This window comes from Micromonospora sp. NPDC000668, assembly GCF_042897975.1.
Lineage (GTDB): Bacteria > Actinomycetota > Actinomycetes > Mycobacteriales > Micromonosporaceae > Micromonospora.
In genome coordinates this window covers 32,530-54,176 of the sequence record NZ_JBIAYP010000007.1, presented here as the reverse complement: position 1 = coordinate 54,176, position 21,647 = coordinate 32,530, and the positions used below count along the sequence as shown (strand labels likewise).

The 21,647-nt window shown below is 71.5% G+C and carries 19 protein-coding genes and 2 pseudogenes; 12 read left to right on the top strand and 9 right to left on the bottom strand.

Going from position 1 to position 21,647, the window contains the following annotated elements:
- Nucleotides 1–127: 127 nt before the first annotated feature.
- The 6 genes from ACFY29_RS30355 to ACFY29_RS30330 all read left to right on the top strand — a co-directional run bounded on the left by ACFY29_RS30355 (nt 128) and on the right by ACFY29_RS30330 (nt 5,803).
- Nucleotides 128–994: a helix-turn-helix transcriptional regulator gene (locus tag ACFY29_RS30355; RefSeq protein WP_386991652.1), complete on the top strand. Its 867-nt coding sequence runs from the start codon at nt 128–130 to the stop codon at nt 992–994.
- 745 nt (nt 995–1,739) lie between these two features.
- On the top strand, nt 1,740–2,381 hold the full coding sequence (locus ACFY29_RS30350; RefSeq protein ID WP_386991650.1) for a DNA-3-methyladenine glycosylase: 642 nt from the start codon (nt 1,740–1,742) through the stop codon (nt 2,379–2,381).
- Between the two features lie 89 nt (nt 2,382–2,470).
- The gene (locus ACFY29_RS30345; protein ID WP_386991648.1) at nt 2,471–3,556 is read left to right on the top strand and encodes a WD40/YVTN/BNR-like repeat-containing protein; all 1,086 of its coding nucleotides are present in this window, start codon (nt 2,471–2,473) and stop codon (nt 3,554–3,556) included.
- Nucleotides 3,557–3,566: 10 nt separating this feature from the next.
- Nucleotides 3,567–3,833: a ubiquitin-like small modifier protein 1 gene (locus tag ACFY29_RS30340; RefSeq protein ID WP_328414190.1), complete on the top strand. Its 267-nt coding sequence runs from the start codon at nt 3,567–3,569 to the stop codon at nt 3,831–3,833.
- A gap of 135 nt (nt 3,834–3,968) precedes the next feature.
- The gene (locus ACFY29_RS30335) at nt 3,969–5,108 is read left to right on the top strand and encodes an LLM class flavin-dependent oxidoreductase (RefSeq protein ID WP_386991646.1); all 1,140 of its coding nucleotides are present in this window, start codon (nt 3,969–3,971) and stop codon (nt 5,106–5,108) included.
- Entirely contained in the window at nt 5,105–5,803 is a 699-nt protein-coding gene (locus ACFY29_RS30330) for an FMN reductase (protein ID WP_386991644.1), read from the top strand. Before ACFY29_RS30335 ends, ACFY29_RS30330 begins: the two co-directional genes overlap by 4 nt.
- Here the strand turns inward: ACFY29_RS30330 and ACFY29_RS30325 are convergent.
- Together ACFY29_RS30325 and ACFY29_RS30320 are read right to left on the bottom strand one after the other, a co-directional pair.
- Entirely contained in the window at nt 5,733–6,614 is an 882-nt protein-coding gene (locus ACFY29_RS30325) for a universal stress protein (RefSeq protein WP_386991642.1), read from the bottom strand. The genes ACFY29_RS30330 and ACFY29_RS30325 overlap by 71 nt on opposite strands.
- Nucleotides 6,615–6,732: 118 nt before the next feature.
- Nucleotides 6,733–7,620 carry a universal stress protein gene (locus ACFY29_RS30320; protein ID WP_386991640.1) on the bottom strand — a complete coding sequence of 296 codons (888 nt, stop codon included), beginning with the start codon at nt 7,618–7,620 and terminating at the stop codon, nt 6,733–6,735.
- Nucleotides 7,621–7,781: 161 nt separating this feature from the next.
- On the opposite strand from ACFY29_RS30320, the gene ACFY29_RS30315 reads away from it, so the two are divergent.
- Nucleotides 7,782–8,243 carry a cyclic nucleotide-binding domain-containing protein gene (locus tag ACFY29_RS30315; RefSeq protein WP_328414200.1) on the top strand — a complete coding sequence of 154 codons (462 nt, stop codon included), beginning with the start codon at nt 7,782–7,784 and terminating at the stop codon, nt 8,241–8,243.
- Between the two features lie 121 nt (nt 8,244–8,364).
- Here ACFY29_RS30315 and ACFY29_RS30310 read toward each other — a convergent pair whose 3' ends face one another.
- Both ACFY29_RS30310 and ppdK read right to left on the bottom strand, forming a co-directional pair.
- Nucleotides 8,365–8,793, bottom strand: a complete 429-nt coding sequence (locus tag ACFY29_RS30310; RefSeq protein ID WP_386991638.1) for a hypothetical protein — start codon at nt 8,791–8,793, stop codon at nt 8,365–8,367.
- Nucleotides 8,794–8,804: 11 nt separating this feature from the next.
- Nucleotides 8,805–11,465, bottom strand: coding sequence for a pyruvate, phosphate dikinase (gene ppdK / locus ACFY29_RS30305; protein WP_386991636.1), 2,661 nt, complete (start codon nt 11,463–11,465; stop codon nt 8,805–8,807).
- 141 nt (nt 11,466–11,606) lie between these two features.
- Between ppdK and ACFY29_RS30300 the strand changes: the two genes are divergently transcribed.
- Nucleotides 11,607–12,083, top strand: a complete 477-nt coding sequence (locus ACFY29_RS30300) for a GNAT family N-acetyltransferase (protein ID WP_386991634.1) — start codon at nt 11,607–11,609, stop codon at nt 12,081–12,083.
- Here the strand turns inward: ACFY29_RS30300 and ACFY29_RS30295 are convergent.
- Both ACFY29_RS30295 and ACFY29_RS30290 read right to left on the bottom strand, forming a co-directional pair.
- A pseudogene (locus ACFY29_RS30295) lies at nt 12,080–12,705 on the bottom strand (SDR family oxidoreductase); the annotation flags it as partial. The gene ACFY29_RS30300 and the pseudogene ACFY29_RS30295 sit on opposite strands and share 4 nt — an antisense overlap.
- 6 nt (nt 12,706–12,711) lie before the next feature.
- Nucleotides 12,712–13,228: pseudogene (locus ACFY29_RS30290) on the bottom strand (sugar nucleotidyltransferase); the annotation flags it as partial.
- A 467-nt stretch (nt 13,229–13,695) separates the two neighbouring features.
- Between ACFY29_RS30290 and ACFY29_RS30285 the strand changes: the two are divergent.
- The 4 genes from ACFY29_RS30285 to ACFY29_RS30270 all read left to right on the top strand — a co-directional run bounded on the left by ACFY29_RS30285 (nt 13,696) and on the right by ACFY29_RS30270 (nt 18,724).
- A complete protein-coding gene (locus ACFY29_RS30285) occupies nt 13,696–15,090 on the top strand; it encodes a sugar transferase (RefSeq protein WP_386991632.1) in 1,395 nt (464 codons plus the stop codon).
- Nucleotides 15,091–15,161: 71 nt separating this feature from the next.
- Complete coding sequence (locus tag ACFY29_RS30280; RefSeq protein WP_386991630.1) at nt 15,162–16,514, top strand: UDP-glucose dehydrogenase family protein; 1,353 nt, start codon at nt 15,162–15,164, stop codon at nt 16,512–16,514.
- 170 nt (nt 16,515–16,684) lie between these two features.
- Nucleotides 16,685–17,761: a GNAT family N-acetyltransferase gene (locus tag ACFY29_RS30275; RefSeq protein ID WP_386991628.1), complete on the top strand. Its 1,077-nt coding sequence runs from the start codon at nt 16,685–16,687 to the stop codon at nt 17,759–17,761.
- 30 nt (nt 17,762–17,791) lie between these two features.
- Complete coding sequence (locus ACFY29_RS30270; RefSeq protein WP_386991626.1) at nt 17,792–18,724, top strand: glycosyltransferase; 933 nt, start codon at nt 17,792–17,794, stop codon at nt 18,722–18,724.
- Nucleotides 18,725–18,730: 6 nt separating this feature from the next.
- On the opposite strand, the gene ACFY29_RS30265 is transcribed toward ACFY29_RS30270, so the two are convergent.
- From ACFY29_RS30265 to ACFY29_RS30255, 3 genes are read right to left on the bottom strand one after another with little or no spacing between them, the layout of a single operon-like run.
- Complete coding sequence (locus tag ACFY29_RS30265) at nt 18,731–19,423, bottom strand: polysaccharide deacetylase family protein (protein ID WP_386991624.1); 693 nt, start codon at nt 19,421–19,423, stop codon at nt 18,731–18,733.
- Nucleotides 19,404–20,270 (bottom strand): glycosyltransferase, encoded by an 867-nt coding sequence (locus tag ACFY29_RS30260; protein ID WP_386991622.1) that lies wholly within the window; start codon nt 20,268–20,270, stop codon nt 19,404–19,406. The genes ACFY29_RS30265 and ACFY29_RS30260 overlap by 20 nt, the downstream gene beginning before the upstream one ends.
- Nucleotides 20,267–21,598 carry a glycosyltransferase family 4 protein gene (locus ACFY29_RS30255; RefSeq protein ID WP_386991621.1) on the bottom strand — a complete coding sequence of 444 codons (1,332 nt, stop codon included), beginning with the start codon at nt 21,596–21,598 and terminating at the stop codon, nt 20,267–20,269. The genes ACFY29_RS30260 and ACFY29_RS30255 overlap by 4 nt, the downstream gene beginning before the upstream one ends.
- Nucleotides 21,599–21,647 lie beyond the last annotated feature (49 nt).

The following is a 21,647-nucleotide window of genomic DNA, read 5'->3' as shown; positions in this document are numbered from 1 at the left end:
CCGGCAGTTCGACCTGGTGGTCATGCTCCACGAACGTAGGGCGCTCGTTCGGCTGGGACCAGGGGCGGAACATCCTGTGAGCAGGAGTACCAGTCGCTTCCATCCGTCGACTGCGACAATGGACTTGATGAGTGCATCAGGAGAGCTGGCAGCGATTCTGCGGGTGTGGCGGGAACGTCTCTCACCGCAGATGGCAGGTATGCCGGCGACCGCCTCCCGGCGGACCAAAGGTCTGCGCCGCGAAGAGCTCGCCGTGCTGGCGTCTGTGTCCGCCGACTACATCGTGCGCCTGGAGCAGGGACGCTCCTCCGCACCTTCAATGCAGGTGTGTGTCTCGATCGCCCGGGCGTTGCAGCTCAGCGACACCGAACAGGAACACTTGTTCCGTCTTGCCGGGCACGCCACCGGCGGTGGACGAATTAGCCAGATAGTGCCCGCGAGTATTCGCCGACTGGTGGAGCGCGCCAGCGACCGCCCCGTGGCCGTCTTCGACGCGATGTGGAACCTCCTGCTCTGGAATTCCGTATGGGCGGCGTTGCCAGGTGACCCCTCCCCGGTGCGCGAAGCTGACCGCAACCTGTTGTGGCTGCACTTCACCGGCCCTTCCGACTGCCACCTGCACGGCCCCGGGAGCGCCGAAACCCTCGACGCCTCCCTGGTCGCCGACCTGCGCCGCAGTGCGGGGCGTTACCCCGACGATCCCCAGCTACAACAGCTCGTCGCACGGCTGAACGAGACAAGCACGCAGTTTCGCGGACTCTGGTTGCGTCATGAGATCGACGAACACGGCCCGACCATCAGAAGGGTTGTTCATTCGGAGGTCGGGACCCTTGACTTGGATTGCGACATTCTTAGCACCCAACGCCATGACCTGCGGATCATGATGTACACCGCCGAACCTGGCAGCGAGTCCGAGAGCAAACTCGCGCTACTGGGAACCATCGGCATTCAGCCGGCGCCGGGCTCTTCGGAATTCTCGGTAGCTGAGCCCTGATCCACCGGTGCTGACCGCTGCGGTGGCATGGCGTACAACGAGAATGCCGCTCCTGAGCAGGGAGGATGTCGATTACGACGTCAACAACCCACTGCCCAGAAGGAACACCTCGTAAGTGAGACCTTCTCATACGATCCGACCGGTCTTCGATGATCCCAACGTATGCCGCTGCGGGCACCTCGTCGGCGACGAATAGGCCGGACGTTAGAGGACCGGGGGTCGCCCACCCGAACAAGACGGGCGGAGGTCACCAATCGTCGCTGCGCTCGGCGGCCCACTGCGCGTACGCAGCGGCGTACGCGGCATCGGGGGTGGCCGCCTCGACCACCCATGTCCGGCGGGCGCCCAGGATTCAATCCCACCGGCCTGCACGTCCACCTCGCCCAGAACCGCGGCGAGCAGTCGCACGCTGTCGTTGTCGCAGGCCCACGACGGTCCACCGCCTGCCCGCGAGGTCCACCTGCCAGGCGGGCACGTCGTCGGCGAGCAGTTGGTCGGGGGCGCCCATCGCGCGGTTCTGGAGGTAGGTAGACGGGTCGCGAGGGGCTGAACGTGAACCGCAGTGACCAAGATTTTCCGGCAGCTCCCCGCCCGGGGTCGGGTCACTGGCGTGTCAGCCTATGTGCGCACTGAAATGCTCAGCGGGACGATCTTCGGTGACACGGGGTGCGGCGACATTTCACTCCGCAGGTCGGCGGCCAGCTAACTGAAATCTTCACTGAGAACCGGCGGTACCGTCGGGGTCATGGACCTGCTGCCGGAGGACCGCGCCGTCGACGCCGACCTGGCGATGCTGGGGGACCTGCTCGCCGGCCCGCTGCTGCCGGCCGCGCGCGGGCTGCTGGGCTGTCGGCTGGACGCTGGCGGGGTCACCGTCCGGATCACCGAGGTCGAGGCGTACGCCGGGACGGCCGGTGACCCGGCCTCGCACGCGCATCGGGGGCGCACCCCGCGCAACGCGGTGATGTTCGGGCCGGCCGGGCACGCCTACGTCTACTTCACCTACGGGATGCACTGGTGCATGAACGTGGTCACCGGGGTCGAGGGGGAGGCCGCCGCGGTGCTGTTGCGCGCCGGGGAGGTGGTCGACGGCCTGGCCACGGCGCGGGCTCGTCGACTGGCGGTGCGTCGGGACGTGGACCTGGCCCGTGGTCCGGCCCGGCTCTGCGCCGCGCTCGGGATCGACCGGGCGGCGTACGGCGGGTACCTGCTCGGCGACGGGCCGGTCCGGTTGCGTCCGCCGGAGCGTCCGGTGTCGGCCCAGGCGGTGGTCGCCGGGCCGCGGGTCGGCGTGACCGGGGCGCACGACGTGCCGTGGCGGTTCTGGCTCGACGGTGACCCGACGGTCAGCGCGTACCGGCGGCACGTGCCCCGCGCCCGGGGCTGAGCGCCCGGCCCCGGCGTGTGCCCTGGTGAAACTGTCGGTGGGTGTGGCCATAATCACCGCACCTGCACGCCGACGGTTCGGAGGACGTCATGACAACGCTGCTCGCGATCGGCACGGCCAAGGGGTTGTTTCTCGCCACCAGCGCCGACGACCGGCGCAACTGGGAGATCACCGGCCCGCATTTCCCGATGACCGGCGTCTACTCGGTCGCGGTCGACACCCGCCGCCCCACCCCGCGGCTGCTCGCCGGGGTGACCAGCTCACACTTCGGGCCCAGCGTGGCCACCAGCGACGACCTCGGCGCCTCGTGGGACGAGCCCGACCAGGCCCCGGTCGCCTTCCCGGCCGACACCGGCGCGACGCTGGGGCGGGTCTGGCAGCTGATGCCGGCCGGCCCGGACGAGCCGGACGTGGTCTGGGCCGGCACCGAGCCTTCGGCGCTGTTCCGCTCCACCGACGGCGGTCGCAGCTTCGAGCTGGTCCGGTCGCTGTGGGACCACCCGCACCGGACCGAGTGGGGGGCCGGGTTCGGCGGCCAGGCCGTGCACACCGTGCTGCCGCACCCGCGTGACCCGGCTCGGCTGCTGGTCGCCATGTCGACCGGCGGGGTCTACCGCTCGGAGGACGCCGGGGCGAGTTGGGCGCCGGGCAACACCGGCATCCGTGCGTACTTCATGCCCGACGAGTGGCCGGAGTTCGGCCAGTGCGTGCACAAGGTCGCCCGGGACGCCAGCAACCCCGAGCGGCTGTACGCGCAGAACCACCACGGCGTCTACCGCTCCGACGACGACGGCCGCACCTGGTCCTCGATCGCCGATGGGCTGCCCAGCGACTTCGGCTTCGCCATGGTGTCCCACCCGGCGCGGGCCGGCATGGTGTGGACCTTCCCGCTGGTGGCCGACAGCGAGCGGTTCCCGACCGACCACCGCTGCCGGGTGTTCCGCTCGGCCGACGCCGGCGGCAAGTGGGAGCCGTTGTCGGTGGGGCTGCCCGAAGGGCCGTTCTACCCGGCGGTGCTGCGCGACGCGATGTGCGCCGACGACGCCACCCCGGGCGGGGTCTACTTCGGCACCCGCTCCGGTGAGGTCTACGCCAGTCGCGACGAGGGCGACTCCTGGTCGTTGGTGGCCGCGCACCTGCCCGACGTGCTCTGCGTCCGCGCTGCGGCGGTGTGAGGTGGTCACCGTGCTGCTGCCCGGCCCGCTGCGCGGCGAGGCGGGCGGCGCCAGCCGGCTGAGCGTCACCGCGGCCGGGACGCTGCGGGCGGTCCTCGACGAGGTGGCCGCCGATCATCCGCGGCTGGCCCGGCGGATCCGCGACGAGCGTGGCGAGCTGCGCCGTTACGTCAACGTCTTCGTCGACGGGGAGGATTGCCGGCATTCCGGCGGGCTGGCCACCCCGGTGGGTGACGGTGCCGAGGTGCAGGTGCTGCCCTCGGTCGCGGGGGGCTGAGCCGGCACCCTACGTCCGTTGTCGGGTGACCGGCGCCACCGAGGGGCGTACCGCCGACGGAATAGTTGACTCGTCAAATATGTTGGGCGCAGTGTCCGGATACCACGGACCCGTTCGACACTTGAGGAGCTGGTCATGCAGTTCGGAGTCTTCACCGTCGGCGACGTCACGGTCGACCCGACCACCGGTCGGGAGCCGACCGAGCATGAGCGGATCAAGGCGATGGTCACCATCGCGCTCAAGGCCGAAGAGGTTGGCCTGGACGTCTTCGCCACCGGCGAGCACCACAACCCGCCGTTCGTGCCCTCGTCGCCGACCACGATGCTCGGCTACATCGCGGCGCGTACCGAGCGGCTGCTGCTGTCCACCGCGACCACGCTGATCACCACCAACGACCCGGTGAAGATCGCCGAGGACTACGCGATGCTCCAGCACCTCGCCGACGGTCGGGTGGACCTGATGATGGGTCGGGGTAACACCGGCCCGGTGTATCCGTGGTTCGGCAAGGACATCCGCGCCGGCATCCCCCTGGCCATCGAGAACTACGACCTGCTGCGCCGGCTCTGGCGCGAGGACGTGGTCGACTGGAAGGGCCGCCACCGCACCCCGCTGCAGTCGTTCACCTCGACGCCGCGCCCGCTCGACGGGGTTCCCCCGTTCGTCTGGCACGGCTCGATCCGCAGCCCGGAGATCGCCGAGCAGGCCGCGTACTACGGTGACGGCTTCTTCGCCAACCACATCTTCTGGCCGAAGGAGCACACCCAGCGGATGGTCGGGCTCTACCGGGAGCGGTACGCGCACTACGGCCACGGCTCCGCCGACCAGGCCATCGTCGGCCTCGGCGGGCAGGTGTTCATGCGGCGCAACTCGCAGGACGCGGTCCGGGAGTTCCGGCCCTACTTCGACAACGCGCCGGTTTACGGGCACGGGCCGTCGCTGGAGGAGTTCAGCCGGGAGACCCCGCTGACCGTGGGCAGCCCGCAGCAGGTCATCGACCGGACGCTCAGCTTCCGCGACTACGTCGGTGACTACCAGCGGCAGTTGTTCCTGATGGACCACGCCGGGCTGCCCCTGAAGACGGTGCTCGAGCAGCTCGACCTGCTCGGCGAGGAGGTCGTGCCGGTGCTGCGTAAGGAGTTCGCCGCACTGCGCCCGGCGCACGTGCCGGAGGCGCCCACGCACGCCTCGCTGGTGGCCAATGCCGGCGGCACCAAGGACAGCACCGTCCACGCCGTCGACGACGTGACGGGTAAGGCGCCCGAGGTGGCCCGGTGACCCGCCGCACCCTCGCCGTGATCTCGGCCGGCCTCAGCCAGCCCTCGTCCACCCGGCTGCTCGCCGACCAGCTCGCCGCGGCGACCCGCGACGAGCTGGTCCGGCGCGGCGCCGAGGTGGAGCTGCGCGTCGTCGACCTGCGCGAGTACGCCCATGACGTCATGAACAACCTGCTCACCGGGTTCCCGCCGGCCGCCCTGCGCGGGGCCCTCGACGCGGTGACCGGGGCCGACGGGATCATCGCCGTCACGCCGATCTTCAACGCGTCGTACAGCGGGCTGTTCAAGTCCTTCTTCGACGTGGTGGAGTCCGAGTCGCTGGTCGACCGGCCGGTGCTGATCGGAGCCACCGGGGGCACCGCCCGGCACTCGCTGGCCCTGGAGCACGCCGTCCGCCCGATGTTCAGCTACCTGCGGGCGGTGGTGGTCCCCACCACGGTCTTCGCGGCCCCGGAGGACTGGTCCGGTGGCACCGCGGACGGCGCGTTGCGGGGTCGGATCAGGCGCGCCGCCGGGGAGTTGGCCGACCAGGTCGAGCGGCGGCTGCCGGGCAGCGGCCCTGCCGACCCGTTCGCCCTCACCACCGACTTCCTGCAGATGCTCGGCCGGGGCGACGACGACCAGGTCAGCCCTCCCGGTCGTACGGATGAGCGACCAGCACCGGGCAGTGCGCGTGCTGGATCGCCGCCTGGCTGACCGAGCCGAGCAACAGCCCGGTGAATCCGCGCCGGCCCCGGGTGCCCACGACCAGCAGCGACGCTCCGCCGCTCGCCTCGATGAGCCCCTGGGCCGTGCCGGCCGCCCGGACCGGATGCTCCCGCACCACCAGGCCGGGATGGTCGGCCCGGACGGCGGTGGACGCGTCGGCCAGCAGCCGCACCGCCTCCGCGTGGTACGCGGCCTGTGACTCCTCGACCTCGTCCGGGACCGGCCGGTCGCCGTCGGGCGGGCCGACATGCACCAGCACCAGCGGGACGTCGCGGAGCGCCGCCTCGTCGGCGCCGTACCGGGCGGCGAGCCGGGACGACTCGGATCCGTCCACGCCGACCAGCACCGGCTCGTTCACCGGGATCGGCTGCTCGTCGGGGCGGACCACCAGCACCGGGCAGTGCGCGTGCGCGGCCACCTGCCCGCCGACCGAGCCGAGCAGCAGCCCGACGAACCCGCCCAGCCCTCGACTGCCCACCACGACGAGTTCGGCACGCCGGGACGCCTCGACCATGGTGGCGCCGGGACCGCCGGCGACCTGGCGTACCTCGACGTCGAGGCCGGGCCAGCGGTCGGCCAGGTCGGCCGCCGTGCGCTCCAACATCTTCTGCGCCTCCTCGGAGGGCGCCGGCACCCCGAGGTCGTACGGGTTGAGCGGCACGCCGTAGCCGAGCGGGTGCAGGTAGCCGTGTACGAGGAGCAGCGGCCGGGACCGGAGCAGGGCGGCACGGGCCGCGTGTTCCGCGGCGACGTGGCTGGACGGCGATCCGTCCACACCCACCACGACAGGTCGGTTCATCGGCTCTCCCTCGGTCGGTCAGGTCATTGTCGACGCACCCGGCGTGCGACGCCGGCATTTGCTTCGACGCGCTGCCGCGTCGGCCGGAGCAACGGCCGACGCGGCGGGGCGGGCGACGTTAGTTCTTTCGGCTCTCGGCCTGGTGCCGCACGATCGCCAGCGGACCCTTCGCGTGGTGCAGCACCGTGTGGCTGACCGAGCCGAGCAGCATCCCGCCGAGGGCACCGCGTCCGTGCGCCCCGACCACGGTCAGCTGCGCCGCCGCGGACTCCTCGATCAGCACCCGGGCCGGTGCCCCGTAGACGACTCGCTGCCGCACCGGCACCTCCGGGTACCGCTCGGACCAGCCGGCCACGGCTTCGGCGAGGGTTCGCTCCTCCGCGGCGGTGGCCGCGTCCAGGTCGTACACCAACGGGAGCACCTCACCCGCGATGAACGACGTCGGGATCTGCCAGGCGTGCACCGCTACCAGCGTGGTGTCCCGCCGTGCGGCCTCGGCGAACGCGAAGCCGAGCGCCTCGGTGGACAGCGCCGAGCCGTCGACGCCCACCACCACCGGACCGTCGGCCCGGGACTCGCCCCGGACCACCAGCACCGGGCAGTCGGCGCGGGCGGAAACCTGAACGGCCGTCGAGCCCACCAGCAGTTCGGTGAAGCCGCCGAGACCACGGTGGCCGAGCACCAGCAGCGCCGCGTCGCGGGTCGCGCGCAGCAACACCGGCGTGGGCGTGCCGTCGACCACGGCGCCGGTGACCGGCAGGTCCGCGGAGACCTTCTTGGCCTCGGCGACCGCCTCGGCGACGAGTTCGTCGGCCTCGCGGCGGAGGCCGACATCGGTTGGCAGCGGGCCCTGCACGGTCGCGTACAGCGGCCAGACGAACGCGTGCACCACCCGCAGCGGAAGGTGTTGGGCGGCGGCTGCTCGGGCGCCCGCGCGTACCGCGTCCAGCGCGGAGGCGGAACCGTCGACACCCACCACGACGAAAGCACCGGTTCTGGTGGTCATCACATCCTCCTTTGTTCAACCTCAGCCTCCCTCCGCGCCGCCGCCCCGGTCAGAGGCATGGTGCCCGCGTCAAGGGGGACCAACGGCCCTGACGCGGCAGCCGTGGCAGGAGTCCGATGGACTCGCGACGAGTGACCAGAGGTTGAGGAAGGGGCGCCGCCATGACCGCGTTGGACGTTCTCCGGGAGCATCCCTTTCTCACTGGCGTGCCGCAGGAGTGGCTGCCGCGGCTGGCCGGGTACGCCCGGCCGGTGGTGTGGCATCCCGGGCACCGGGTGTTCCGCGCCGGCCAGCCGGCCGAACGGTTCTGGCTGATCAACCGCGGCGAGGTGGCGCTGGACTTTCCGGTGCCCGGCCGCGGAGACGTGGGGATCGAGACGATCGGCGCGGGCGGGGTGCTCGGCTGGTCCTGGATCTTCCCGCCGTACCGCTGGCAGTTCGGTGCGGTCGCGGTGCAACGCACCACGACAATCGAGTTCACGGCCGAGGGCGTGCGGCGGCTGATCGAATCCGATGACGCCCTTGGCCGGCAGCTCACCCTGCGGCTCATGGCCGTGGTGGTGGACCGGCTCCAGGCGTCCCGCAGCCGGCTGCGCGAGCTGTACGGCTATCCGGCCGCCTGACTCAGTAGAGGGTCACTCCCCGTTCTGCTCGGGTGCCGCGCACTGGCGGTCGCGGCCGTCGTCGCCTGAGTCACGTCCGCGCGACCGCCGGGGTCGCGGACCGACCCCGGCGGCCTGGTGCTCAGCGTTCGACGACCAGTCGGCGGGCCCGCAGCACCCGTGCCCACCACGGGCGCGGTGTCGCCGGGCGCAGCGTTGGCGGGCGTACTCCGCGCAGGCTGACCCAGCCACCCGGTCCCATCGTCACCGCGCCGATCGCCGGCGGCTTGCGACGGCCCACCGCGGCGACGGCGGCGGTGAGCACCGCGACGGCGAACGCGCCGGCCGCCGCGGCGAGCAGCCGGTCCGGGTCGGTGACCGGCCGGTACCGGACCCGCCCACCGGAGAGGACGTACGCCCCGATCGCCTGGCCGTCGCGGATCACCGGCACCAGCGCGCTCGCCGGTGTGCCCGGCAGTTCCAGCACCGGTCCCACCGGTCCCACGGTGACCGGCTGGGTCGGTGGCGGGCGCAGCGGGGCGGCACCGGTCGGGTTGAGGATCGCGGTCATGGCGCTGCCTCCTAACGGGAGTCGGACGTGCCGGTGGTGGCGTCGACGGTGGCCCGCCCGGCGGCCAACCGGGCGATCGGCACCCGGTACGGCGAGCAGGAGACGTAGTCCAGGCCGGCGTCGGCGAAGAACGAGATCGAGTCGGGGTCGCCGCCGTGCTCGCCGCAGACCCCGATGGTCAGGTCCGGCCGGGCGGCCCGACCCTCGGCCGCGGCCATCCTGACCAGGCGGCCCACGCCGACGGCGTCGATGCTCTCGAAGGGCGAGACGCCGAAGATCCCCCGCTCCAGGTAGGCGCTGAAGAACGAACCCTCCACGTCGTCGCGGGAGAACGCCCAGGCGGTCTGCGTCAGGTCGTTGGTGCCGAAGGAGAAGAAGTGCGCCGCTTCGGCGATCTCCCCGGCGGTCAGCGCCGCCCGGGGCACCTCGATCATCGTGCCGATCGGGATCGTCGGCGCGTCCGGCACCCCGGCGAGGACCGGTTCGATCTCGGCGCGCACCGCGCGGAGTTCCCGCACGTCGCCGACCAGCGGCACCATGATCTCCGGCTGGGGGTCCCCGCCGTCGCGGACCCGCTGCGCCGCGGCCTCGGCGACCGCCCGGACCTGCATGGCGAACAGTCCCGGGATCACCAGCCCGAGCCGCACACCGCGCAGCCCGAGCATCGGGTTGGACTCGTGCATCCGCCGTACGGCCGTCAGTAGGCGACCGTCGCGGCCCGGGTCCTCGCCGCGCGCCTCGGCCCGGGCCACCCGGGCCGTCAGCTCGTGCAACGGGGGAAGAAACTCGTGCAGCGGCGGGTCGATGAGGCGGATCGTCACCGGCAGCCCGTCCATCGCGGTCAGGATCTCCACGAAGTCGGCCCGCTGCAGCGGCAGCAACGCGTCCAAGGCGTCGGTCACCTCGTCCGGCCCGTCCGCCAGGATCAGCCGTTCCACCAGCTCCCGACGCTCGCCGAGGAACATGTGCTCGGTGCGGCACAGACCGATGCCGGTGGCGCCGAACCGCCGGGCCCGCCGGGCGTCCGCGCCGGTGTCCGCGTTGGCCCGTACGCCCAGCCGGCGCACCGCGTCGGCGTGCCCGAGCAGCCGGTGCACCGCCGCGACCAGCGGGTCTGCCTGCGGCGCCAGGTCACCGGCGAGGTAGCGGGCGACCGGGGAGGGCTGCACCGGCACCTCGCCCGGGTAGACCCGACCGGTGGTCCCGTCGATCGAGATCACCTCGCCGGCCCGCACGACCCGGTCGCCGACGGTGAACTCGCCGCGCTCGGAGTCGATGCGCAGCGCGTCCGCGCCGCAGACGCAGGTACGCCCCATGCCCCGGGCCACCACGGCGGCGTGTGAGGTCTTGCCGCCGCGCGAGGTGAGCACTCCCGCCGCGGCGATCATGCCGGGCAGGTCATCCGGGTTGGTCTCCCGCCGCACCAGGATCACCGGCCCGTCGGCCGTCGCCGCCGCGGCCGAGTCGAAGACCACCCGGCCCACGGCGGCGCCGGGCGAGGCACCGAGGCCGACGGCCAGGGGCTCGGGCGCGCCGGCCAGGTCGAACGCGGGGAACATCAGCTGGGCCAGTTGGGCGCCGGTGACCCGGTGCAGGGCCTCGTTCAGCGTGATCAGCCCCTCGTCGACCAGCTGCGCGGCGATCACGAACGCCGCCGCGGCGGTCCGCTTGCCGACCCGGGTCTGCAACATCCAGAGCCGACCCCGCTCGATGGTGAACTCGATGTCGCACAGGTCCCGGTAGTGCCGCTCCAACGTCGCCATGATCTCGACGAGCCGGCGGTAACTCACCGGGTCGATGTGCGCCAGCTCGGGCAGGCCGACGGTGTTACGGATGCCGGCCACCACGTCCTCACCCTGGGTGTTGGTGAGGTAGTCGCCGTAGATCCCGGGCGTGCCGGTGGCCGGATCGCGGGTGAACGCCACTCCCGTGCCGGAGTCCGGGCCGAGGTTGCCGAAGACCATCGCCATGACGTTGACCGCCGTGCCGAGCTCGTCCGGAATGTGCTCCTGGCGGCGGTACAACCGCGCCCGCTCGGAGTTCCACGACTCGAACACCGACCGGATGGCCAGGTACAGCTGCTCGTGCGGGGCCTGCGGGAACTCGTGCCCGACCTGCGCGGCGAAGATCTTCTTGTACGTCTGCACCAGGTCGCGCAGCTGTTCGGCGTTCGGCCCGGCCGACCCGGCCGTCGCACGCAGCGCCTCGAGCTCCCGCTCGAACTCCTCCGCCGGTAGCCCGTGCACCGTACGGCCGAACATCTGGATCAACCGCCGGTACGAGTCCCAGGCAAAGCAGGCGTCGCCGCTGTGCGCGGCCAGACCGCCGACCGTGGTGTCGTTGAGCCCGATGTCCAGGACCGTCTCCATCATCCCGGGCATCGAGTACCGGCCACCGGAGCGGACCGCCAGCAGCAGCGGGTTGTGCGGGTCGCCGAGCCGCCGGTCCAGCCGCGCCTCCACGTCGCGCAGGTGCGCGTTGACCTCCGTGAAGAGCCCGTCCGGGGGCGCCCCGGTCTTCAGGTACTCCCGGCAGGCGTCGGTGCTGATGGTGAAGCCCGGCGGCACCGGCAGCCCCAGCCGGGTCATCTCGCTCAGGTTCGCACCCTTGCCCCCCAGCAGGTCGGCCCTGCCCCGGTCACCCTCGATGAAGTCGTAGACGTACTTGGGCATGGCTCCGGCCTCCACTTCCGTTGCCGCACGGACCTCTGCATCCAGTGGTACCAATGCGCCAGGGCGTGCCGGCAGGGCCGGACGGTACGGCCGGCGGGCCAGAGGTCCCGGACCCACACCTCCGCCGCGTATCCTCGCCCGATGACCTCCGACGTGCGGCTACGCCCGGTCCGCGAAGACGATCTCGTGGAGTTCTTCCTGTACCAGCAGGATCCGGAGGCCAACCGGATGGCCGCCTTCGTCGCCGCGAACCCGTCCGACCACCGCGAGTTCGCCCGGCACTGGGCACGGGTGCTCACCGACCCGGCGATCGTGGTCCGCACCGTCGAGGCCGACGGCGAGGTGGTCGGCCACGTCACCGCCTTCCCGGCCGGTGACCACACGGAGGTCAGCTACTGGATCGATCCGGCCCGCTGGGGCCGGGGTCACGCCACCGCGGCGCTGGCCGCCCTGCTGCGCGAGCTGCCCCGGCCGGTGCACGCCCGCGCCGCCAAGGACAACGCCGCGTCCCTCGCGGTGCTCCGTAAGTGCGGCTTCGTGGTGGTCGGCGAGGATTCGGGGTACGCCAACGGCCGCGGCGCCGAGGTCGAGGAGTATTTGCTGGAGCTGCCCGCCTAACAGGTCCGACCGGTGGCCAGTGCCTCAGCCAGGGCCGATCGCCAGTCCGCCAGCGGCCGCAGATTCGCCGCACCCCAGCGGCCGTGGCCCAGGACGCTGTACGCCGGACGGGGCGCGGGCCGCCGGTAACCGTCGCTGGCTGTCGGCCGGATGCGGTCCGGGTCGAGGCCGCGCAGGCCGAACACGGCGCGTGCCAGGCCGTACCAGGTCGTCTCGCCCGAGGCGGTGCCGTGGTAGATGCCGGGGGCGGCGTGGCCGGCCAGCGCCGCGCCGGTCAGCACGACGAGCTGCTCTGCCAGCCTGTATGACCAGGTGGGCTGCCCCCGCTGGTCGTTTACCACGTCGAGCCGCTCGCGTTCTCCGGCGAGCCGCAGCATGGTCGCGACGAAGTTAGGCCCGTGCGCGCCGTAGAGCCAGGCGGTGCGCACGACATAGCCGGCGTCGGGGAGCAACCGGGTCACGGCGAGCTCTCCGACGAGTTTGCTGCGCCGTACGCGTTGACCGGACAGGTCGGGGCGTCCTCCGGGTACGGCTCGGTGGCGTCGCCCCGGAAGACGTAGTCGGTGGAGATGTGAATCATCCGCGCCCCGGTCGCGGCGCAGCCGCTGGCCAGGTTGGCGACCGTGTCGCCGTTGACGGCGGTGGCGGCCTGCTCCCGGGCCTCGGCTCCGGCGACGCCGGTTAGCACTCTGCCGTCGGCGTCGAAGTCGACCACTCCGTACGCCCCGGGGTCAGCCACCTGGTAGGCGAAGATTCGACCGCCGACGAGGTCTCCGTGACCGGCGAGCTGCCGGCCGAGCCCGACGCCGTGGAAGATGTTGTCGCCGAGCACCAGGGCCACGGATTCGGCGCCGATGAAGTCGGCGCCGCCGAGGAAGCCCTGCGCGATTCCCTCCGGGCGTGGCTGTACGGCGTACTCAAGCCGCAGCCCCAGTTGGGCGCCGTCACCGAACACGCGACGGAACTGGTCCTGATCCTCGGGTGTGGTGATCATCAGGATTTCGCGCACGCCCGCCATGATCAATGTAGACAGCGGATAGTAGATCATCGGCTTTGTCGAAGATTGGCATGAGTTGCTTGGACACTGCACGGGTGATCGGCCACAGCCGCGTTCCGGTGCCGCCGGCGAGAAGGATTCCGCGCATAGCGCGAGGTTACCGGCCGCGAAGCGTCACCTGGGAACGTCCGAAAGTGTCTCACCGCCGCCTCGTTCGGTTGACCGGGGCAACTGGACGGCCATTGTGAAACACCGGTCCGGTATAGGGTCGGCCGCCGGTCAGCCTGTGCGTTGTCGGCAATTCGACTTTAGCTCAGAAATGCCGAATACGATGCTGGCGCATTGAGTCCGTGGTCAGCATGCTCATACCTCAGTCGGTCCCGCCAACGCCTCCGGGAAGGGGCCCCCGGACGCGCAGTCTTCGCGGGTACCGCACCAACTCGAGCCGGACGACAAGCCGCAGGGGCGTGGCTGGTCGTCGGCGCGTGTACGTGGGGGCGGTGTGCATTGGTAGAAATCGTGCAGGTCATTGACGGCACGACTAGGCGGGAGGGTGAGCGGGCGCCGATAGGCCATTCGGTCACTTCACTGCGGACTGGTTGGCAGTCCCGTTACGTGGCCACACTCTGCGTGGTCGACCTCATGGTCGGTGCCGGGTCGGCCGTGGTGGCGCTGAGCCTTAGATTCGGCCCGGCGACGGCGGAGCCGTACAACCGTGGCCATCTCTGGCTCACCCTTGCGCTGCCGTTCGCCTGGGTGCTGGCGCTCACCCTCAACCGAGCGTATGAATCGCGCCATCTATTCGTGGGAAATGATGAGTACGCCCGGGTCTTCCAAACCGGTCTCGCCGTTACCGCCACGTTGGCGGTCATTTCCCTCGCGTTCGACTTCCGAATCGCCAGAGGCTACGTGATCATCGCGATGCCACTGGTCACCGTCGCCGGCGTCGCGATGCGCTACCTGGTCCGCCAGCAGCTCCACCGGTCGTGGGCCCGCGGTGAGCGGCTGCACCGGGTGATCCTGGTCGGGCACGAGCTCGCCGTCGCGGAGATGACCAGGAGGCTGCGCCGCGAGTGCTATCACGGGCTCGGCGTGGTCGGCGCCTGTCTCCCGCATCCGCCGGCGGGAACCGCGGAGCCGCGCGCCGGCGGGCTGCCGCCGATCCTCGGCACCTTCGCGGACGTTCCGGCGGCCGTCACGGGCACGGGTGCGGACACGGTGGTCGTGCTCTCCTGTCCCGAGATGGCGGGATCCGCCCTGCGCCGGTTGGGATGGCAACTCGAACGCGACGAGGTCGACCTGATCGTCGCCAGCAACCTCGTGGACGTGGCCGGCGACCGCACCACCGTCCGACCCGTCGACGGCCTGCCGATGCTGCACGTCGAGCACCCTCGGTTGAAGGGCGGCCGGCGGGTCGTCAAGGCGGTCTTCGACCGGGTGTCGGCGCTCCTGCTGCTGATTGTCGCCGCCCCGGTGCTGCTCGCGATCGCCCTGCTGGTCCGGGTGAGCCCGGGTGCCGGTGGACCCGCCATCTTCCGCCAGGTGCGGGTGGGCAAGAACGGCCGGCCGTTCTGCATCTACAAGTTCCGAACCATGTACGTGAACGCCGAGGAACGCCTGGCGGAACTGCTCGACCGCAACGAGACCGACGGGGAGCTGTTCAAGATGCGCCAGGACCCCCGGGTGACCCGGGTCGGGCGCTGGCTGCGCCGGCTGTCGCTGGACGAGGTCCCGCAGCTCGTCAACGTGCTCAGGGGTGACATGTCGCTGGTCGGACCGCGGCCGCCGCTGCCGCGTGAGGTGGCCAACTATCCGTCGGACATGCGCAGGCGTCTGGTCGTCAAGCCCGGCCTGACCGGGCTGTGGCAGGTTTCCGGCCGGTCCGACCTGTCCTGGGAGGAGTCCATCCGGCTCGACCTGTCGTACGTGGAGAACTGGTCGCTGACCATGGACCTGGTGATCCTGGTCCGCACGCTGAGCGCCGTCGTCCGCAGCTCCGGAGCCTACTGACCGCCCGCACCCCGTCATCGCACGACTGGCGCACGCGCTGTCGGTCGCGTCCTGATCCTTCTGGAGGAACCATGAACACCGGGTGCACCGAACCGGTGGATGGCGCTGCCCACAAGCTCACCGTCATCGGCACCGGCTACCTGGGGGCCACCCACGCGGTGTGCATGGCCGCGCTCGGCTACCAGGTGCTCGGCGTCGACGTCGACGCAAACAAGATCGAGCGGCTGGCCGCGGGCGAGGTGCCCTTCTTCGAACCCGGGCTGCCCGAGTTGCTGGCCAAGGCGCTGGATTCGGGGCGGCTGCGCTTCACCACCTCCCTGGCCGAGGCGGCCGACTTCGGCGACGTCCATTTTCTCTGCGTGGGAACCCCGCAGCGGGCCGGTTCGTACGCGGCTGACCTGCGGCATGTCGAGGCGGCGCTGATCACGTTGGCCCGTGGCCTGCACCGACGTGCGCTGGTCGTCGGCAAGTCCACGGTTCCGGTCGGCACCGCCGCCCGGCTCACCGACCTGATGCACGCCGTCTCGCCGGCCGGCGACGCCGTGGAGCTGGCCTGGAACCCTGAGTTCCTCCGCGAGGGCTTCGCCGTCGACGACACGATGCGTCCGGACCGGTTGGTGTTCGGCGTTTCCTCCCGATGGGCCGAGCGACGCCTGCGCGAGGTGTTCGCTCCGGTGGTCGACCAGGGCTGCCCGGTGTTGGTGACGGATCCGCAGACCGCGGAGCTGGTCAAGGTCGCGGCGAACGGCTTCCTGGCCACCAAGATCTCGTACATCAACGCCATGGCAGAGGTGTGCGAGGCCAGCGGCGCGGACGTGTACGACCTGGCCACGGCCCTGGGCCTCGACGAGCGGATTGGCAGCCGGTTCCTGCGGCCGGGGCTGGGCTTCGGTGGCGGGTGCCTGCCCAAGGACATCCGCGCGTTCATGCACCGGGCCGAGGAGTTGGGCGTGGGGCGGGCGGTGGCCTTCCTGGGGGAGGTGGACGGGATCAACCAGCGCAGCCGGGGGCGCATGGTGGACCTGGTACGCGAACTCGCCGGCGGGGACCTGCGCGGGGTCCGGGTGGCGGCCCTGGGCGCGGCGTTCAAGCCGAATTCGGACGACATCCGGGACGCGCCCGCGCTCGACGTCGCGAGCGCCCTGCACCGGGCGGGGGCACGGGTGCGGGTTTTCGACCCGGTGGCCATGGCCAATGCGCGCTCGGCGTATCCGGCGCTCGAATACGGTGACAGCGCCTTCGATGTGGCGACCGGCGCGGACGTGGTGGTGCTGCTGACGGAGTGGTCGCAGTTCCGGGAGATCGACCCGGCGGCGCTGCGTACGGTGGTGGCGAGGCCGCGTATCGCCGACGGCCGGCACGCCCTGGACCCGGCCCGATGGCACGCGGCGGGTTGGGAGTACCGGGCCCTTGGCCGCCCGTGAAGCCCCGGAGCGTACCGACGGCTGGGTCAGGCCGTCCGAACGGTGCCGACGGGCCACCACCGGTCCACGTGCGCAGACGGCTAACCGACACCGGCCGCGGTTCACCTTTCCTGCGGGAGCGGGCACGATGAACCGCGGCGAAAACAGCGTTGTCCCGGGAAAGGTGACCGATGCAGATTTCCGTTGTCCGTCCTAGTGACCTCGGCCCGGCCGAGGTCGCCGAGTGGCGGCAGATGCAGGAGTCCCAGCCGAGGCTGCAGAATCCCTTCCTCGCCCCGGAATTCACCCTCGCGGTCGGTCGTAGCCGCCCCACCGCCCGGGTGGCGGTGCTACAGGACGGCCCAAAGATCGTCGGCTTCTTCCCCCACGAGGTGAGGCATCGGGTCATCGGAGTGCCGATCGGCTCCGGCATCTCCGACTGCCAGGGCCTGGTGCACCGTCCCGGCCTGGACTGGGATCCGGTCCGGCTGTTGAAGGCGTGCGGGCTGGCCGTGTGGGAGTTCGACCATCTGCTGGCCGATCAGGCACCCTTCGCGCCGTACCAGGCTCGGGTGGCCGGGTCTCCCATCATCGACCTGTCGAAGGGCTACCAGAGCTACGTCGACGACCGGATGACCGACGGGAACCTGATCCGGCAGGCGCTGCGCAAGCAGCGCCGCATGGTGCGCGAGCTCGGCGAGGAGCGGTTCGAGTGGGAGGACCGCAGCGAGGGCGTGATGCTCGCGCTGCGGCGCTGGAAGTCGGACCAGTACCGCCGGACGCAGCAGTACGACCGGTTCCGGACGCCGTGGATCCAGGCGGTGCTCACGGAGTTGTCCCAGTCCTCCGCGGCCGACTGCCGGGCCGTCGTCTCCACGCTCTACGCCGGAGACCAGCCCGTCGCCGCCCACCTCGGGCTGCGGAGCCGGTCGGTGCTCGCCTACTGGTTCCCCGCGTACGACGTCGACCTGGCGCGGCACTCCGCCGGCATCCTGCTCTGCCTCCGCTTGGCCGAGGCCGGTGCGGCCGATGGGATCGAGCACATCGACCTCGGCAAGTCCGAGGCGCTCTACAAGGGCCGGCTGTCAAATGACGAGGTGCCGGTGGCCGAGGGACGCGTCGGCCGGTCGTGGGCGGTGGCCGGCGCCCGGCGGGCACAATTCGCGCTGGCGCGCTCGGTGCGCACCGGCGCCGTCGGGGCTCGACTCCGCAGCGGCGGGACGGGCCGAATCCTGCGCGGTCTCCGCGCCAGGCTGCACGAGCGGTGACAGCCGGCATTTCATGGATGGGAGCACCTGGTGGGCGTTACCGAGGTGAGGGTTGCCGTCGTTGTGGTGACCTACAACAGCGAGCGGCTGCTGCCTGATCTCCTCGCGGCACTGGGCCCGGGGCTGGGCGGGTTGTCCTGGCACCTGACGGTCGCCGACAACGCCTCCGCCGACGGCACCGTGGCGGCCCTGCGTCGCCTGGCGCCCGAAGCGACCGTGGTCGAGATGGGACGCAACGCGGGCTACGCCGCCGGTATCAACGCGGCCGTGGCCGCGGCGCCGCCGCACGCGGCGGTGCTCGTGCTCAACCCCGACGTCCGGCTCCGGCCGGGCTGCGTCGAGACCCTGCTGGCCGCCCTCGGCACGAACGGCACCGGCATCGCGGTGCCGCACATCGTGGACGGTGCCGGCGCGCTCATCACGACGCTGCGCCGCGAACCCACCATCCTCCGGGCCCTCGGGGACGCCATTCTCGGGGCTCGGAGAGCCGGCCGCTATGCCGTGATCGGCGAGGTGGTGACCGACGATCGCCGGTACGCCCGGGAGACGGTCACCGACTGGGCCGAGGGTTCCACGCTGCTGATCAGTCGAGAGTGTTGGCAGCGGTGTGGCCCGTGGGACGAGTCCTTCTTCCTCTACTCGGAGGAGACCCACTTCGCCCTGCGGGCCCGGGACGCGGGTCTCGTCACGCGCTTCGTACCCGGTGCCCGCGCCGTGCACCTGGAGGGTGACTCCCGGCACTCGCCGAAGCTGTGGGCGCTGCTCACGCTCAATCGGGTACGCCTCTACCGCCGTCGGCACGGCCTGGCGTCTACCGCGGTCTACTGGTTTGTGCTCCTGGCTCGTGAGGCCAGCCGCGCCCTGCTCGGTCGGCAGACCAGCCGGGCAGCAGCGCGGGACCTGCTCAGGCCCGCGAAGATCCGGGAGGTGCCGGGGCCGGCGACCGTGCACTCCGCCGGGTGACGCCGGCTACCGCCAGCGCTTGGCCACGCTCACCAGCTCGCCCCGGATCCGTCGGGGCCAGCCTCGGCTGGCCCCGACGGCAGCCCGCAGAGTGGCGGGCGTGTCGTCGCGGCGGACGCTGAATCTCGGCTGGAGCCATGCCGCTCGCCTGGCCGGCCGGCGATCACTGGTGAAGACTGCGGTGTAGCCCAGCCGCCGGAGCTCGCCGAGCGCCCGCCGGTCGTACTGCCCGAGCGGGCAGGCGGCCGTCGTGACGTCCTGCTCGACCACCTCGACGAGACGGTACCGGGCCGTCACGAGCTCGTCGTACGTGGTCTGCTCGTCCATTCCGCGCCACGAGCGGTGGTGCATTCCGTGCGTGCCGATCGTCATGCCGTGACCCTGCAGTTCCCGTACGTCGTCCGCGTCCAGGCTGCCGGCCGTCCCGAGGCGCCCCGCCAGGACGAAGAACTCGGCCGACAGGCCGCGGGCGGTGAGCCCGGGCAGACCGATCCGCACGTCGGAGAGGTTGCCGTCGTCGAAGCTGATCTGCGCCGACGGCCAGCTGAGTAGGTCGTCCAGGATGGCGTGGAACTGGTCCGGCCGGATCCAGTAGCGCTCCTCGCCGGGCTCGAGGTCCCGGCGCGGCTCGCCGATGCCGTGGAAGCAGATGTTGACGGTGGTGCCGGTCGGCACGTGCCTACCGTCGGACTCGGGCATGCGCCTCTTCCTGTCGGGACGAGTCGTCGCGCCCCCAACCGGCCGCGCCTTCAGCGTGGCTCCGGGCGGACAGCGCGGCGAGGACCGTGATCGCCACATAGCAGAGCGCGGCCGGGGCGAGCCAGGGCCGGGGGAGGACCACGTCACGGAGCCAGGAGAGGCGGGCCGCGGGGTGGACGCGCGCCCCGACCTGGCCCTGGCCGGCGGCGGCACGCATGGCCGAGTTGCCTCTGCGGACCCGGCTCAGCCGGCGCACCAGGTCCCCGGTGCGCCGCGGGGTCGCCACCCGTGAGCTCACCGTGTCGACCTGCCGTTTCTCGGCCGCCCCGAACAAGGAGTCGAGGAAGAGGTCGTCGGCCACGAGCGCCGGGAACCGGTCAAAGCGATGCCGACCAGCCTCGGACAGTCCGATCACGCCGCGCCCGAAGAGACCGTCCCGGAAGACCGGCAGACGGTGGTGGACGCTGAAGTAGGCGCGCACCAGTGTCGGCCGGCCGGTCAGGTCGAGTTCCCGGCGGACCGTCGCGGCCAGGTGCGGTCCGTCAAGCGCCGCGGCGACGGCCCGTACCCCCTGTGTGGAGAGCACGATGTCGGCGTCGAGATAGATGCGTGGGAATCCGCGCGTGGCGTCGTCTCCCGCGTTCAGAGCGGCCGGCTTGCCAGCCTCGGCGAGTTCGACGACCCGTACGCCCGGCCGCGCGGCGGCGATGGCGGCGGTCTCATCGGTGCAGCCGTTGGCGACGACGGTGACCTCGAACTCGCCGGGCGCGGCCTCGGCCAGCAGGGCGTCGAGGCAGCGGCCGATGACGGCGCGCTCGTTGTGGGCGGCGATGACGATGCTGGTCACTGCGCCGTTACCCGTTCCTCGGTCGCCGCCGACGGGTGGTGCCCGGCTGGCGCCGCGGCGCCCGCCGGCGTGGTCGGTCCGGCCACCGCGCCGGCCGGGGAGGCGGGCGTGGCAACGCCGTGGGGGAGTCGCTTGGCGAGGAGCCGGCGCCACACCGCGACGTAGGCGTCGGCCTGGTGCTCCCAGGCGAGGGTCTCCCGGAAGCGGGCCAGCCCGACGGCCCGCATCTGCGCCCGGCGGGCCGGATCGTCCAGCAGTTCGTCGATGGCCTCGGCGAACTCCTCCGGCGCACCGGTGGGAACGTAGGCGCCGGCCTCACCCACACTGCGACGGGTCTCGAGGAGGTCCACCGCCACGACCGGCACACCACGGCCGAGATACTCGACGGTCTTGGCCATGGTGGACAGCTCGTTCATCCGGGTCGGCAGGTCGGGCTGGATGGCGACCGTCGCGGTGCGCAGCAGTTCATCGACGGCCACACCGTCGAGCCACCCGGTGAACTCCACGACGTCCGTCAGGCCCCGGTCCGTGGCGAGCCTGGTCAGCGCCGGCATGCTCTCGCCGTCGCCGGCGAGCACCATGCGCCAGCCGGTACGCCCGCGGCGACGCGTCAACTGCTCGGCGGTCAGCACAGCTCCCTCCACGTTGTCCTGTGGTCCGAAGACACCGAGATAGACCACCTTCTGGTCGGCCCGACGGCCATCCGCCGGGTCGGTGGCTTCGCCCGGCTCGGCGACCTCCCCCCGGGTCGGACCGTTGCGGACCACCGTCACCCTTTCCGGCGTGACGCCACGCCGTACGGCGTTGTCCTTGAACGACTCGTTGGTGGCCACGACCTCGGTGGCCGTGTGCAGGGTCAGCCACTCGCAGGCCCGGAGGACCCGGAAGGCCCATTTGTTCGGGGTGCCGACGCGGGACGCGTACACCTCGGGGCATAGGTCGTGGTGGTCGAAGACCCACGGGCGGCCCAGGGCCCGCAGCAGCAGCGCCAGCGGCCAGTAGACATCGGGTGGGTTGCACACCTGCACCGCGTGCGCCCGTCCACTGAGCACCTCGGCCAGCAGGCGGACGGCGATGCAGAGAAACGACCAGCCGAATTCGACGCCGTACGAAAGTACCCCGTGGCCGTAGACAAAGGTTGGATAGGGGCGTAGCCGAGTGTTCCGACTGCCCGGCAAAGTGCGCAGGCTTTTGTCGCCACGTGGCGCGATGACGGTGACCTCGAAGCCATCTGCCTCCAGGCTCAGGCATTCCCTGATGACTCGGCGATCGCGCTCGGCGGGAAGGTTGGCCACGAGGATGGTGATGTGGGGCTGGGAATTGCTCACGTCCGGGTCACCTCGGTTCACGTTTGAGCTGATTCCCTGCGTACGCTCC